The following is a 14,971-nucleotide window of genomic DNA, read 5'->3' on the forward strand; positions in this document are numbered from 1 at the left end:
ATTATATGCATTAGCGTACATCTGCGTCGGCTTACTTCGTGTCAGGGCCACGCCACTACGATAAACTACGCGCAATTATGGTCCGGGCTCAGGTTCTGGCCTCAATATTAATGACGAAGAGGATTAGGTATCTCATGGCTGAATGGAGCGGCGAATATATCAGCCCATACGCTGAGCACGGTAAGAAGAGTGAGCAAGTCAAAAAAATTACGGTTTCCATTCCTCTGAAGGTGTTAAAAATCCTTACCGATGAACGCACGCGTCGTCAGGTGAACAACCTGCGCCACGCCACCAACAGCGAACTGCTGTGTGAAGCGTTTCTGCATGCTTTTACTGGGCAACCCTTACCCAACGATGACGACCTGCGTAAAGAACGCAGTGATGAAATCCCGGAAGAAGCAAAGGTAATCATGCGTGAACTGGGTATCAACCCGGAAACGTGGGAATACTGATAGTTAGAACAGCAATGGGCGTGTAGAGGCGGGAATGCTCCCGCCTTTTCTCACAGTGTTACTTACTAATACCATTGAGTTTATTCAATGTTTCTTCCATTTTGAGCGTTTCCGTACGGTTCAATGGATAGAAATAAATCAGAATGACCGCCGCCAAAAACAGGCATAGCGCCGGCAAGAGATTCGCCATCGTATAAATATTTTCCTGCACAATGCTGGTTTGCACTGCACCACCTGTTGACGATGATTGATAGCCAATGATAGCCAACATAAAGCCACCAATCGCTCCTGCGCATGCCTGACCAACCTTGCGCGCAAAGAAGTTCACACCATAAACCGTGCCATCCTCGCGATCGCCAGTGACATACTGATGGTAGTCACAAACATCAGTCATAAGCGCCCTACACCAACATCAACGAACGCATCAAAGAGTTTGGTCACAAAATAGAGTGAGCCAACAATAACGCCGGAAATACCGAGGACGTTAGTGTAATAAATCATTAAAAAACTATTAACTAAGCCAAGAATAAAGCAGGTTCCGAGGTCACCACATAAATAACCAACTTTATCTCTAATTCCGAAAGGCCTGACGGCAGTGGTTTCATTATTTCCGATAATAGTTCCATCATTAGACATGATGTCAACTCCTTAGACATATTATTCACACAAACTATGCTTATCGACGTAATCAGCCGATACGAAAACTATTACCGATTAAAAGTTATAACCAAGACCGACACGATAACGGGTCTGACGATCGTCTGTCGTTGTTGTGTTATAACCCGAGGAAACGTTGCCAACCTCAACAAATGGAACCCAGGAGCCTAATTTGTAGGCCACGCGGAAGTTATATTCATAATCATCTTTCCGGTTGTTATATAAATCTTCGCTATCGGCAATTTTATAAATACCATTTAACTCAAACATCCAGTCATTGACGTTATAACCAAGCCAGGCTTCCGGACGATAGACCATGCGGTCATCTTTGCCGTCAGTGTTTCTGCGCATGTACTCTTGACGATAGCGGAACGCGGTCCACCAGTTGTCGTTGATGTTGTACTGCACGCGGATATAAGGCTTATAAATCGCGATATTATCGCCCGTTTCGATCGCAATGCCGGGCTGCCAGACAAGACCCTGCCAGGTGAACTGGTAGCTTGCGGTATACTCGTTACCATTACTTTCCATATTATTCCACGCATCATTTGACTGCGTGTTTTCGGAACGAGAAATGGCTTCTACTGCCACACCAAAACCCGTGGCAAAACGGTGAGACATATACACACGATCGTAATTACGTCCATCGTCATAATATTCATGCCGGTAATCAACATAACCCGCTTGTGCGGCCGCAGAGAATAATGGAATCAGTAATAACGCAGATTTAAATTTCATGACAATCCCTCTTCACACTCAATAACGGAAATAATCCATCTCGTTTGTCCATAAAATGGGAAAACAAAAAGGCTTTTAGATTAATTTTATATTTCCACGAAAGTGTATTTTAGAAAGAAAGCAGAAACCTTTGGTATTTTGCCAGGAACTGGTAAAAGTGGCAAAAGACAGAAGATAAAAAGGATGCAGATCACCAGTTGTAATATTTTACCGAAAAAATAAAACACCGTTTTATTTATTAAATAAAATAGATTATTCAATGCATCAATATATATTTCAGTTCTGAAACACAGAAACAAAAAAAGCGCCGTAAGGCGCTTTTTTCTGACAGCTGAAACTTACTTGCTGCCTGGGATGCTGAAACGCTTGTTGAAGCGATCAACACGGCCACCGGTAGCAACATCACGCTGCTTGCCAGTATAGAACGGGTGGCACTGACCGCACACGTCCAGGTTCAGATCGTGACCGACGGTAGAGCGGATTTTCATGACGTTACCGCAAGAGCAGTTTGCAGTAATTTCTTCGTATTTCGGGTGAATATCTTTTTTCATGGGAAAACCTCGGTTTAAGGCCGCGTCGCTCTTCCAGCCCTAACGCCAGACACCACGCGATGTTAATTATTCCCCGTCACCTTTCACGCTGCATCAACAGCCTGAAACTCTCGGGTAATGGTCATTGTTTGACGCAATCAATTTGCATCAAAGGCGGCGAATCATACAGAAATTAACCTGCCCATGCAAACTGATCCGCATTCTACCCTCCACTAATGTGTATACTAACCCGCCAGATTTCAAGTCAGGATGATTCAATGCCCGTTGCGCACGTTGCCTTACCTGTTCCGCTACCTCGCACCTTTGACTACCTCCTGCCGGAAGGCTTGAGTGCCAAAGCCGGGTGTCGTGTACGCGTGCCCTTTGGCAAGCAGCAGGAGCGCGTGGGTATTGTCCTTTCCGTCAGCGAGCACAGTGAACTGCCGCGGAGCGAATTGAAAGCCGTTCTCGAAGTGCTGGACAACGAACCGGTCTACTCGACCTCCGTCTGGCGTCTGCTGTTGTGGGCGGCTGATTATTATCATCATCCCATCGGTGACGTACTGTTTCACGCTCTGCCAATTTTACTGCGCCAGGGACGCCCGGCGACAAACGCGCCCATGTGGTACTGGTTTGCTACTGAAGAAGGCCAGGTTATTGACCTCAACAGCCTGAAGCGTTCTCCCAAGCAGCAACAGGCACTGGCTGCGCTACGCCAGGGGAAAATCTGGCGCGACCAGGTGGCTGAACTGGAATTTAATGATGCCGCATTACAGGCACTGCGGAAAAAAGGGCTGTGCGATCTGGCGAGCGAAACACCAGGCTTTAGCGACTGGCGTACGCACTACGCGGTTTCCGGTGAGCGTCTGCGGCTGAACACCGAGCAGGCCACCGCCGTCGGGGCGATTCACAGCGCCTCAGACAGTTTTAGCGCCTGGCTATTAGCGGGCGTAACGGGATCAGGCAAAACAGAGGTCTATCTCAGCGTTCTGGAAAACGTCCTTGCCCAAGGCAAGCAGGCGCTGGTGATGGTGCCGGAGATTGGCCTGACGCCGCAAACTATTGCCCGTTTTCGCGAACGTTTTAATGCGCCGGTCGAAGTCCTGCACTCCGGTTTAAACGACAGTGAACGTCTTTCAGCCTGGCTGAAAGCAAAAAATGGCGAGGCGGCGATTGTTATCGGCACGCGTTCTTCGCTGTTTACGCCGTTTAAAAATCTCGGCGTGATTGTCATCGACGAAGAGCACGACAGCTCTTATAAACAGCAGGAAGGCTGGCGCTATCATGCGCGCGACCTCGCGGTTTACCGCGCCCATAGCGAGCAAATCCCGATTATTCTCGGCTCAGCCACTCCGGCACTGGAAACGCTGTGTAACGTGCGGCAGAACAAATACCGCATGCTGCGCCTGACGCGCCGCGCCGGAAATGCGCGCCCAGCCACTCAGCACGTGCTGGATCTCAAAGGTCAGCAGGTGCAGGCCGGACTCGCCCCTGCTCTAATCGCCCGTATGCGTCAGCACCTGCAGGCGGATAACCAGGTGATCCTGTTTTTGAACCGTCGCGGTTTTGCGCCTGCGCTGCTGTGCCACGACTGTGGTTGGATTGCAGAATGTCCGCGTTGCGATCACTACTACACGCTACATCAGGCGCAGCACCACCTGCGTTGCCACCACTGTGACAGCCAGCGCCCAATACCGCGTCAGTGCCCCTCCTGCGGTTCGACGCATATGGTTCCAGTAGGACTCGGCACCGAACAGCTTGAGCAGGCTCTGGCACCTTTTTTCCCCGGTGTGCCAATTTCACGTATCGATCGCGACACCACCAGCCGTAAAGGGTCGCTGGAGCAGCATCTGGCGGAAGTGCATCGCGGCGGCGCACGAATTCTTATAGGCACGCAAATGCTGGCCAAAGGCCACCACTTCCCGGACGTCACTCTGGTGGCGCTGCTGGACGTTGACGGCGCGCTATTCTCCGCAGATTTCCGGTCAGCAGAACGCTTCGCCCAGCTCTATACGCAGGTCTCTGGCCGTGCCGGACGCGCCGGGAAGCAAGGCGAAGTGGTGCTGCAAACGCACCATCCTGAACATCCGCTGCTGCAAACCTTGCTGTATAAAGGCTATGACGCGTTTGCCGAACAGGCGCTGGCCGAGCGACAAACGCTCCAGCTTCCACCGTGGACCAGCCATGTGATCGTGCGGGCAGAAGATCATAACAACCAGCATGCACCAATGTTCTTGCAGCAACTACGGAATCTCATTCAAGCCAGCCCGTTGGCCGATGACAAACTCTGGGTGCTCGGCCCGGTTCCCGCACTGGCGCCCAAACGCGGTGGTCGTTATCGTTGGCAAATATTGTTGCAACATCCATCACGAATTCGTCTGCAACATATCGTCAGCGGCACGCTGGCACTGATCAATACGCTACCCGATGCACGCAAGGTTAAATGGGTGCTGGATGTCGATCCCATCGAGGGATAACCCCTCACGATGCGAGGCGGATCGTAAAATTAAAGATCCATCACACTTTTTATGAAAATTCTGTAACCGCTTCCATTCACTATCTGATAAAAATGTTTCAGATGAAGGTTATCCAGGGACGAGTCTGTGCCAGCAGCTCTCTGGCGAGGAGAAAGAGTGAAACCGAATAAGCAGGTTGCCGCCGCTACGATGAAAGATGTTGCTCTGAAGGCGAAAGTCTCAACGGCAACCGTATCCCGCGCATTAATGAACCCGGACAAAGTCTCGCAGTCAACCCGTAACAAGGTTGAGCAGGCAGCGCTGGAAGTGGGATATCTACCCCAATCAATGGGACGTAACGTTAAGCGTAATGAGTCACGTACCATTCTGGTGATTGTGCCGGATATCTGCGATCCGTTTTTTAGCGAAGTGATTCGTGGCATCGAAGTGACTGCCGCAGAACAGGGATACCTGGTGCTTATTGGCGACTGCGCGCACCAGAACCAGCAGGAAAAGACGTTTCTTAACCTCATTATCACCAAGCAGATCGATGGCATGGTACTGCTCAGCTCGCGCCTGCCGTTTGATGCCAGCGTGGAAGAACAGCGCAATTTACCGCCGATGGTCATGTCGAACGAGTTCGCGCCAGAGCTGGAACTCCCTACCGTGCACATTGATAACCTCACCGCCGCCTTTAATGCGATGAATTATCTGCTGGAACTGGGGCATAAACGCATTGGCTGTATCGCCGGACCCGAAGATATGCCGCTGTGCCATTACCGTCTGCAAGGCTACGTTCAGGCATTACGTCGCAGCGGAATTACGGTCGATCCGCATTTCATCGCGCGCGGTGACTTTACCTATGAAGCGGGAGCCAATGCGTTGAAGCAGCTCCTTGAACTACCGCAGCCTCCTACCGCTGTCTTTTGTCACAGCGACGTCATGGCGCTGGGCGCACTCTCTTACGCCAAACGTCAGGGTCTGAAAGTCCCTGATGATTTATCCATTATTGGCTTTGATAACATTTCGCTCACGGAATTTTGTGATCCACCCCTGACAACCGTCGCACAGCCGCGTTTCGATATCGGACGTGAAGCTATGCTGTTACTGCTCGATCAATTACAAGGGCAGAGCGTCAGCAGTGGCTCACGTTTACTGGACTGCGAGCTTATTATTCGGGGTACTACCCGGGCACTGACGTAAAGTAAAGTGCTTTCGGACTCCCCTGTCTGGTCAAAGGCCCGTCGCTTAAGTAACATGGCGGGCTGACGAACGAATAAATACAGCGAAACGATAGTGGCACAACGAGATTATGTACGTCGCGGCCAACCGGCACCTTCGCGGCGCAAGAAGAGCACATCACGGAAAAAACAACGCAATACGCCTGCGGTATCGCCCGCAATGGTTGCTATTGCTGCAGCCGTACTCGTGACCTTTATCGGTGGTCTGTACTTCATTACGCATCACAAGAAAGAAGAGTCCGAAACGCTGCAAAACCAGAAAGTCACCGGTAATGGCATTCCGCCAAAACCGGAAGAGCGCTGGCGATACATCAAAGAGCTGGAAAGCCGTCAGCCTGGCGTACGTGCGCCTACCGAACCGTCTGCGGGCGGCGAGGTGCTGAATGCCGATCAGCTAACCAATGAGCAGCGCCAGCTATTGGCGCAAATGCAGGCTGATATGCGTCAACAGCCGACACAGCTCAACGAAGTACCGTGGAACGAGCAAACGCCTGAACAGCGCCAACAAACGCTGCAGCGTCAGCGTCAGGTGCAACAGCAGCAGTGGAATAACGCACAGCAGCAGGCTCAGCAGCCGCGTCCACGGGCAACAGAACAGCCGTATCAGCAGCAGCAAACGCGTACAGCACAAGCCGCGCCGGTACAGCAGCCGAAAGCGCAGCCAAAACCGGCGGCGCAACAGCCGTATCAGGATCTGCTGCAAACGCCTGCGCATACCACCGCCGCTCAGCCGAAAACGCAACCGGCCGCGCCAATAACGAATGAAACGCAACCGCCAAAACAGACGGCGGAGAAAAAAGATGAACGCCGCTGGATGGTTCAGTGCGGGTCATTTAAAGGCGCTGAGCAGGCAGAAACCGTGCGCGCGCAGCTGGCCTTTGAAGGGTTCAACTCGCGTATTACCACCAATAACGGCTGGAATCGTGTGGTCATTGGTCCGGTCAAAGGCAAAGAGAATGCCGACAACACCATCAGCCGCCTGAAGGTTGCTGGTCACACAAACTGCATTCGACTCGCCACTGGGGGTTGAAACCCCCAAAATCCCCCCCATCTATACTTGCATTACGCCCCGCATCCTGTGCGGGGCCTGTATTCTGCATTTGTAACCAAGGGGTCTGCTCGTGACAACAATAGTAAGCGTACGCCGTAACGGCCATGTGGTAATCGCCGGTGATGGTCAGGCCACACTGGGTAACACCGTAATGAAAGGCAACGTGAAGAAAGTCCGCCGTCTGTATAACGACAAAGTCATTGCGGGCTTTGCGGGCGGTACTGCGGATGCATTCACGCTGTTCGAACTGTTCGAACGCAAGCTGGAAATGCACCAGGGTCACCTGGTGAAAGCGGCCGTTGAACTGGCAAAAGACTGGCGTACCGACCGTATGCTGCGCAAACTCGAAGCGCTGCTGGCCGTCGCAGATGAAACTGCATCGCTCATCATCACCGGTAACGGCGACGTCATCCAGCCAGAAAACGATCTGATTGCTATCGGCTCCGGCGGTCCCTACGCCCAGGCTGCTGCACGCGCTCTGCTTGAAAATACCGAGCTTGGCGCACGCGAGATTGCTGAGAAAGCGTTGGATATTGCAGGGGATATCTGCATTTATACCAACCACTTCCATACCATCGAAGAATTGAACTCCAAAGCGTAAGGATCCCCCATGTCTGAAATGACCCCACGCGAAATTGTCAGCGAACTGAACAAACACATCATCGGCCAGGATAACGCTAAGCGTTCCGTGGCGATCGCCCTGCGTAACCGCTGGCGTCGTATGCAGCTCAACGAAGAGTTGCGTCATGAAGTCACGCCGAAAAACATTCTGATGATTGGCCCGACCGGTGTCGGTAAAACCGAAATCGCCCGTCGTCTGGCAAAACTGGCCAACGCGCCGTTCATCAAAGTTGAAGCAACAAAATTCACCGAAGTCGGCTATGTTGGTAAAGAAGTAGATTCCATCATCCGCGATCTGACCGACGCTGCCATTAAGATGGTCCGCGTGCAGGCAATCGAGAAAAACCGCTTCCGTGCCGAAGAGATGGCGGAAGAGCGCATTCTCGACGTGCTGATCCCACCAGCTAAAAATAACTGGGGGCAGTCAGAGCAGCCGCAGGAACCTTCTGCAGCGCGTCAGGCATTCCGTAAAAAACTGCGTGAAGGCCAGCTGGATGATAAAGAGATCGAAATCGATCTCGCCGCCGCACCGATGGGCGTTGAAATTATGGCGCCTCCAGGAATGGAAGAGATGACCAGCCAGCTGCAGTCCATGTTCCAGAACCTGGGCGGTCAGAAGCAAAAACCGCGTAAGCTGAAAATCAAAGACGCGATGAAGCTGCTGATTGAAGAAGAAGCGGCCAAACTGGTGAACCCGGAAGAGCTGAAACAAGAAGCTATCGACGCCGTTGAGCAGCACGGGATCGTGTTTATCGACGAAATCGACAAAATCTGTAAGCGCGGCGAATCCTCCGGCCCGGACGTGTCCCGTGAAGGCGTACAGCGCGACCTGCTGCCGCTGGTTGAAGGCTGCACGGTCTCCACCAAGCACGGCATGGTGAAAACAGATCACATTCTGTTTATCGCTTCTGGTGCATTCCAGGTAGCCAAACCGTCCGACCTGATCCCAGAACTGCAGGGTCGTCTGCCGATTCGTGTCGAGCTGCAGGCGCTGACCACCAGCGATTTTGAGCGTATCCTTACCGAACCGAATGCCTCCATCACCGTCCAGTACAAAGCGCTGATGGCGACTGAAGGTGTGGACATCAACTTCACTGAATCCGGTATTAAACGCATTGCCGAAGCGGCCTGGCAGGTTAACGAAACCACCGAAAACATCGGTGCACGTCGTCTGCATACCGTTCTGGAACGTCTGATGGAAGATATTTCCTATGATGCGAGCGATTTGAACGGCCAAAGCATCACAATTGATGCCGAATATGTGAGCAAACATCTGGATGCGCTGGTCGCAGATGAAGATCTGAGCCGTTTTATCCTATAATCGCGTTCAATGCATTTTCATCACTGTTGATGGGGCTGATAAAGCCCCATTTTTATTGGCGCTAAATATGACTGAACAACAACAAATTAGCCGCTCACAAGCCTGGCTGGAAAGTTTACGACCTAAGACCTTACCGCTCGCCTTCGCGGCGATCATCGTCGGTACGGCATTAGCATGGTGGCAAGGATACTTCGATCCGCTGGTTGCTCTGCTGGCATTGATTACGGCAGGACTGCTGCAAATTCTGTCCAATCTCGCTAACGACTATGGCGATGCCGTTAAAGGCAGCGACAAACCCGACCGTATTGGACCGCTGCGCGGTATGCAAAAAGGGGTCATCACCCAACAGCAGATGAAGCGCGCGCTGATCGTCACCGTGGTGCTGATCTGTCTGTCCGGGCTGGCCCTGGTTGCTGTAGCCTGTCACACGCTGGCGGATTTTGTCGGTTTCCTGGTGCTCGGCGGTCTGTCGATTATCGCCGCGATCACCTACACCGTGGGTAATCGCCCTTACGGATATATCGGCCTGGGCGATATTTCTGTGCTGGTATTCTTCGGCTGGCTCAGCGTAATGGGAAGTTGGTATCTGCAGGCGCATACGTTGATTCCAGCGCTGATTCTGCCTGCCACCGCCTGCGGCCTGCTGGCAACCGCCGTGCTCAACGTCAACAACCTGCGCGATATCAACAGCGACAGAGAGAACGGCAAGAACACGCTGGTCGTACGTTTAGGTGCTGTCAATGCCCGCCGCTACCACGCCTGTCTGCTGATGGGCACGCTGGTCTGTCTGGCACTGTTCAACCTGTTCTCACTGCAAAGCCTGTGGGGATGGCTGTTTATCCTCGCCGCTCCGCTGCTGATCAAACAGGCTCGCTATGTAATGCGCGAGATGGACCCGGCTGCAATGCGTCCGATGCTGGAACGCACCGTAAAAGCGGCATTGTTAACTAACCTGCTGTTTGTCGTTGGAATTTTCTTAAGTCAGTGGTCTCTTTAACTGACAAATATCAATTAACAATTGATGATTTTGCCAACAGTACACATAGCGCGATATACTAAAAATTCTCGCAGCAACTGAACGTTAAGCCTATGAAATACGATACATCCGAGCTTTGTGACATCTATCAGGAAGATGTCAACGTCGTGGAACCGCTGTTCTCTAACTTTGGAGGACGGTCGTCGTTTGGCGGACAAATCATCACGGTAAAATGTTTCGAGGACAACGGGTTGCTGTACGATCTGCTCGAACAAAACGGCCGTGGTCGCATTCTGCTGGTCGATGGCGGCGGTTCTGTCCGTCGTGCGCTGGTCGATGCCGAACTGGCACGGCTGGCCGTACAGAATGAATGGGAAGGTCTGGTCATCTACGGCTCAGTACGCCAGGTAGACGATCTGGAAGAACTGGATATCGGCATTCAGGCGATTGCCGCTATTCCGGTAGGTGCCTCAGGTGAAGGCATTGGGGAAAGCGATGTACGCGTCAACTTCGGTGGCGTGACGTTCTTCTCCGGCGACCACCTGTACGCCGATAACACCGGGATAATCCTCTCCGAAGACCCGCTCGATATCGAGTAAGCGAAAAAGGCCATCAGCAATTTTGATGGCCTTTTTTTCATTCATTTGATTCGTAATGAATGACTTTAATATCATACTTTTTATATTTTTCTTCGACAACGATACTCATCGTCTCACGACTGACAGGATAAGTTTCGATATAAGCATTTAATTTATCCTCAGCTATCTGAATGCCACTCTTTTGTATCCCGGTAAAAATTATCTCACTGCGTTGAAGATGACTACCATCATCTGCATAGCTTACAAAAAACCAGTCGTTAGATATCCTTGGAGCCTGTTTAAGAGGTTTCGGTGTTAGCAGATGATAAAATAATAAATTCTGCTGAGTGTAGATTTTTTCTGTATAGATGCTCACCATAAAATGACAATAAAATAGCGCAATAAAAAGCATAAACACAATAATAAAACCTGATCTCCTGGATTTCATATGTGAAGTTCCCGAACATAATCAGGATTAGCAATAGGTCTTATTACATCCATAAATAAAGGTAATTCACCCGAATAGGGTTCATGTCTCTTATCTTTATTGATAGGGTCAGGAAACAGTAACGGAATAACACTTTTATTCTTAAACTCACCAACTGGGCCATAGAAGTCCCAGATTCGATAAGCCTTTTCTTTCGAGCATATCTGAAGGTAAGAGGTGTAATCTGCATAATTTACCGCTTGGTAAAAACCAAATAGATTTGAGACCAAATCTTCAGCACTATAACCACTATCCGTTAAATAAACATAAGGCCAAAAGTCCTGTAAGGACTCAAAGCGATGTGACGTACCTAAGAATATCGATAAAGCAATACCTTGTAAGGTTCGCTCCTGCAATCCTCGGCGCACCATAAATCTACGATATATACCAGTATTGATATTTATGCCATGAATGTTTTTGGACATACTTTGATGATAATTCACTTCATAAAACTCACTATCACCACCACGAGGCCTTGTCATTTCAAACCATAATTTTTCAGCCCCTGCCGGATTAGCATGGCCTAAATCAATCCATCCTAAATTATCTGTATAGATAAGACCATATCTAATATCTCTGGTGATAAGTCGATCCGAATCATCAATAATATCGTTTCTTTTTGTCATATCGTATTCTTTGATATTTAAAAAATACGATATCCTAATCTCTACATAGCAAAAAGGCATCCATTATGGATGCCTTTTTCAAGAAATCAGAATTAGACTTCTTCCATACGACCCAGCAGGGCATGCAGACGATCCTGCCAGCCGCTCTGCTGTTCTTTCAGGCTATTGTTCTCACGCTCCAGTTCTTCACGCTGCTGCTGTGCAGTCTGAACTTCCTGCGACAGTGAGTTGTTCTTTTCTTTCAGCTCTTCGATTTCCATCTGCAACAGCGTGATGGTATCAATCGCCTGCTGTACTTTTGCTTCCAGTTTCTCAAACACTTCTAATGACATCGTCATACCTCTCCTGAATTGCAAGGCGTTGATGGATAAAAATCCTCGTCCCGATAACCGGCGACGCCTTAATAAAAACGAGCGCACTCTACTTAACACCGATTGTATGAAGCCGCGTCATCCCTGTCCAGCGGCATCCCGCGCAGATTGCGGTTTGCAACACTTTTAGTCTTTCTCCTGGTGACATTACTGTCATAACTCTTAAGTGTTAACAGGTTGATCAGTGAAATGATTCAGCTCACACTATTTTTGTATAACAAATACCTCACAATGGCGCGAAAACGCTCATTTTGTTGATGCAGTACACACATTTTAATTTCGATATTTCTCGTTTTTGCGCGTTAACGATAAATTAACAGTGTGCCTACCGGCTCCGGGGATGTCAGTGACCTTCTCGCACACAATAAACATTAAACTCTCTTCAGGATCCGATTATGAGTCAAACATCAACCTTAAAAGGCCAGTGCATTGCTGAATTCCTCGGTACCGGGTTGTTGATTTTCTTCGGTGTGGGCTGTGTCGCTGCACTTAAAGTGGCTGGGGCTACTTTCGGTCAGTGGGAAATCAGTGTCATCTGGGGTCTGGGGGTAGCGATGGCTATCTATCTGACCGCAGGCGTTTCTGGTGCACACCTGAATCCCGCGGTAACCATCGCACTCTGGCTGTTCGCCTGTTTTGATAAACGCAAAGTTGTTCCTTTTATTATTTCGCAAATTGCCGGCGCCTTTTGCGCAGCGGCACTGGTTTACGGGCTTTATTACAATCTTTTCCTCGATTTCGAACAAACTAACCATATCGTACGCGGCAGTACCGAAAGCCTGGGTCTGGCAGGTACTTTCTCCACCTATCCGAACCCGCATATCAATTTTGTGCAGGCCTTCGCGGTTGAAATGGTCATTACCGCTATTCTAATGGGGCTGATTCTGGCTCTGACCGACGATGGTAACGGTGTACCTCGTGGTCCGCTGGCACCACTGCTGATCGGCTTGTTGATTGCCGTTATTGGTGCTTCCATGGGTCCGCTGACAGGTTTTGCGATGAACCCGGCACGTGACTTCGGACCGAAACTCTTCGCCTGGATGGCCGGATGGGGTGAGATTGCCTTCACGGGTGGTCGCGATATCCCTTACTTCCTGGTTCCGGTGTTTGGCCCGATTACCGGCGCGATTTTGGGCGCATGGGCATATCGCAAACTGATTGGTCGTCATTTACCGTGCGATGTCTGCGCGATTGAAGAAAAAGACGTTGCGGCCAACACTCAACAAAAAGCTTCACAGTAATGTGACTACGGGACAAAAAATTATGACTGAAAAAAAATATATCGTTGCGCTCGACCAGGGCACCACCAGCTCCCGCGCGGTCGTAATGGACCACGATGCGAATATCGTTGCCGTTTCACAGCGCGAATTCGAACAAATTTACCCGAAAGCAGGTTGGGTAGAACATGACCCGATGGAAATTTGGGCGACCCAAAGCTCCACGCTGGTAGAAGTTCTGGCGAAAGCCGATATCAGTTCCGATGAAATTGCAGCGATCGGTATTACCAACCAGCGTGAAACCACCATTGTCTGGGAACGCGAAACCGGTAAACCTATCTATAACGCGATTGTGTGGCAGTGTCGTCGTACCGCGGATATCTGCGAAAAGCTCAAGCGCGACGGTATGGAAGAGTACATCCGTAATAATACAGGTCTGGTCATTGACCCGTACTTCTCCGGCACCAAAGTGAAGTGGATCCTCGACCACGTAGAAGGCTCACGTGAGCGCGCTCGTCGCGGCGAACTGCTGTTCGGTACCGTAGATACCTGGCTTATCTGGAAAATGACGCAGGGACGTGTACACGTCACGGATTACACCAACGCCTCACGTACCATGCTGTTCAACATCCACTCCCTGGACTGGGATGACACGATGCTGGATGCGCTGGATATTCCGCGTGCAATGCTGCCGGAAGTACGTCGTTCTTCTGAAGTGTACGGCCAAACCAACATCGGTGGTAAAGGCGGCATTCGTATTCCTATCTCCGGTATCGCTGGTGACCAGCAGGCGGCGCTGTTTGGCCAGCTGTGCGTGAAGGAAGGGATGGCGAAAAATACTTACGGTACCGGCTGCTTCATGCTGATGAACACCGGCGAGAAAGCCGTTAAGTCCGAAAACGGACTGCTGACCACCATCGCCTGCGGACCGACCGGGGAAGTGAACTACGCGCTGGAAGGTGCGGTATTTATGGCTGGCGCATCTATCCAGTGGCTGCGTGATGAAATGAAACTCATCAGCGATGCGTTCGACTCCGAATATTTCGCCACCAAAGTGAAAGACACCAACGGCGTTTACGTCGTTCCCGCATTTACTGGCCTGGGCGCACCATACTGGGACCCGTATGCTCGCGGCGCCATCTTTGGTCTGACCCGTGGGGTAAACTCCAACCACATCATCCGTGCCACGCTTGAGTCTATTGCATATCAGACTCGTGATGTTCTGGAAGCAATGCAGGCTGACTCCGGTATTCGCCTGCACGCCCTGCGCGTTGATGGCGGTGCGGTCGCCAATAACTTCCTGATGCAGTTCCAGTCCGACATTCTCGGCACGCGCGTTGAGCGCCCGGAAGTCCGCGAAGTCACCGCATTGGGTGCGGCATACCTGGCCGGTCTGGCAGTAGGCTTCTGGCAGAATCTGGATGAGCTGCAGGAAAAAGCGGTCATCGAGCGTGAATTCCGCCCAGGCATCGAAACCACCGAACGTAACTTCCGTTACAGCGGCTGGAAAAAAGCGGTCAAACGCGCCATGGCATGGGAAGATCACGACGAGTAATACGTCATAGCCGGATGGCAACTGTGCCTTATCCGGCAATATCTTCGTGCGGGGGCAACCCCGCACACACATCAATAATCTCGCCCCCTCCCCT

Annotated in this window: 15 protein-coding genes and 1 pseudogene; 10 read left to right on the top strand and 6 right to left on the bottom strand. The window is 50.8% G+C overall.

Going from position 1 to position 14,971, the window contains the following annotated elements; translation table 11 throughout:
* Positions 1–134: 134 nt before the first annotated feature.
* Positions 135–452 (top strand): met regulon transcriptional regulator MetJ, encoded by a 318-nt coding sequence (metJ, locus tag LY264_RS23505; protein ID WP_003825168.1) that lies wholly within the window; start codon positions 135–137, stop codon positions 450–452.
* A gap of 58 nt (positions 453–510) precedes the next feature.
* Here the strand turns inward: metJ and LY264_RS23510 are convergent.
* The 3 genes and pseudogenes from LY264_RS23510 to rpmE all read right to left on the bottom strand — a co-directional run bounded on the left by LY264_RS23510 (position 511) and on the right by rpmE (position 2,398).
* Positions 511–1,088 (bottom strand): annotated as a pseudogene (locus LY264_RS23510) (MFS transporter).
* A gap of 78 nt (positions 1,089–1,166) precedes the next feature.
* A complete protein-coding gene (locus LY264_RS23515) occupies positions 1,167–1,847 on the bottom strand; it encodes an oligogalacturonate-specific porin KdgM family protein (RefSeq protein ID WP_003825173.1) in 681 nt (226 codons plus the stop codon).
* A 338-nt stretch (positions 1,848–2,185) separates the two neighbouring features.
* Positions 2,186–2,398, bottom strand: a complete 213-nt coding sequence (rpmE, locus tag LY264_RS23520) for a 50S ribosomal protein L31 (RefSeq protein WP_008787040.1) — start codon at positions 2,396–2,398, stop codon at positions 2,186–2,188.
* 257 nt (positions 2,399–2,655) lie between these two features.
* Here rpmE and priA point away from each other — a divergent pair, with 257 nt between their 5' ends.
* The 7 genes from priA to rraA all read left to right on the top strand — a co-directional run bounded on the left by priA (position 2,656) and on the right by rraA (position 10,642).
* Complete coding sequence (gene priA, locus LY264_RS23525; protein WP_048227738.1) at positions 2,656–4,854, top strand: primosomal protein N'; 2,199 nt, start codon at positions 2,656–2,658, stop codon at positions 4,852–4,854.
* 156 nt (positions 4,855–5,010) lie between these two features.
* Positions 5,011–6,036, top strand: a complete 1,026-nt coding sequence (gene cytR / locus LY264_RS23530) for a DNA-binding transcriptional regulator CytR (RefSeq protein ID WP_003825179.1) — start codon at positions 5,011–5,013, stop codon at positions 6,034–6,036.
* Positions 6,037–6,129: 93 nt separating this feature from the next.
* Positions 6,130–7,104: a cell division protein FtsN gene (ftsN, locus tag LY264_RS23535; RefSeq protein ID WP_071692614.1), complete on the top strand. Its 975-nt coding sequence runs from the start codon at positions 6,130–6,132 to the stop codon at positions 7,102–7,104.
* Positions 7,105–7,195: 91 nt separating this feature from the next.
* Positions 7,196–7,726 carry an ATP-dependent protease subunit HslV gene (gene hslV, locus LY264_RS23540; RefSeq protein ID WP_003028805.1) on the top strand — a complete coding sequence of 177 codons (531 nt, stop codon included), beginning with the start codon at positions 7,196–7,198 and terminating at the stop codon, positions 7,724–7,726.
* 9 nt (positions 7,727–7,735) lie between these two features.
* A complete protein-coding gene (gene hslU, locus LY264_RS23545) occupies positions 7,736–9,067 on the top strand; it encodes an HslU--HslV peptidase ATPase subunit (RefSeq protein WP_003028803.1) in 1,332 nt (443 codons plus the stop codon).
* Positions 9,068–9,134: 67 nt separating this feature from the next.
* The gene (gene menA, locus LY264_RS23550) at positions 9,135–10,064 is read left to right on the top strand and encodes a 1,4-dihydroxy-2-naphthoate polyprenyltransferase (protein ID WP_003825185.1); all 930 of its coding nucleotides are present in this window, start codon (positions 9,135–9,137) and stop codon (positions 10,062–10,064) included.
* Positions 10,065–10,156: 92 nt separating this feature from the next.
* The gene (rraA, locus tag LY264_RS23555; protein ID WP_008787034.1) at positions 10,157–10,642 is read left to right on the top strand and encodes a ribonuclease E activity regulator RraA; all 486 of its coding nucleotides are present in this window, start codon (positions 10,157–10,159) and stop codon (positions 10,640–10,642) included.
* Between the two features lie 37 nt (positions 10,643–10,679).
* On the opposite strand, the gene LY264_RS23560 is transcribed toward rraA, so the two are convergent.
* The 3 genes from LY264_RS23560 to zapB form a co-directional block, all read right to left on the bottom strand.
* Positions 10,680–11,069: a hypothetical protein gene (locus LY264_RS23560; RefSeq protein ID WP_003825190.1), complete on the bottom strand. Its 390-nt coding sequence runs from the start codon at positions 11,067–11,069 to the stop codon at positions 10,680–10,682.
* On the bottom strand, positions 11,066–11,734 hold the full coding sequence (locus tag LY264_RS23565) for a hypothetical protein (RefSeq protein WP_032934070.1): 669 nt from the start codon (positions 11,732–11,734) through the stop codon (positions 11,066–11,068). The genes LY264_RS23560 and LY264_RS23565 overlap by 4 nt, the downstream gene beginning before the upstream one ends.
* 92 nt (positions 11,735–11,826) lie before the next feature.
* Entirely contained in the window at positions 11,827–12,072 is a 246-nt protein-coding gene (gene zapB, locus LY264_RS23570; RefSeq protein WP_095533156.1) for a septal ring assembly protein ZapB, read from the bottom strand.
* A gap of 428 nt (positions 12,073–12,500) precedes the next feature.
* Here zapB and LY264_RS23575 point away from each other — a divergent pair, with 428 nt between their 5' ends.
* On the top strand, positions 12,501–13,346 hold the full coding sequence (locus LY264_RS23575) for an MIP/aquaporin family protein (RefSeq protein ID WP_008787032.1): 846 nt from the start codon (positions 12,501–12,503) through the stop codon (positions 13,344–13,346).
* A gap of 22 nt (positions 13,347–13,368) precedes the next feature.
* Entirely contained in the window at positions 13,369–14,877 is a 1,509-nt protein-coding gene (gene glpK / locus LY264_RS23580; RefSeq protein WP_003028792.1) for a glycerol kinase GlpK, read from the top strand.
* Positions 14,878–14,971: the final 94 nt, after the last annotated feature.

The sequence above is a fragment of the Citrobacter portucalensis genome, assembly GCF_023374935.1.
Lineage (GTDB): Bacteria > Pseudomonadota > Gammaproteobacteria > Enterobacterales > Enterobacteriaceae > Citrobacter > Citrobacter portucalensis.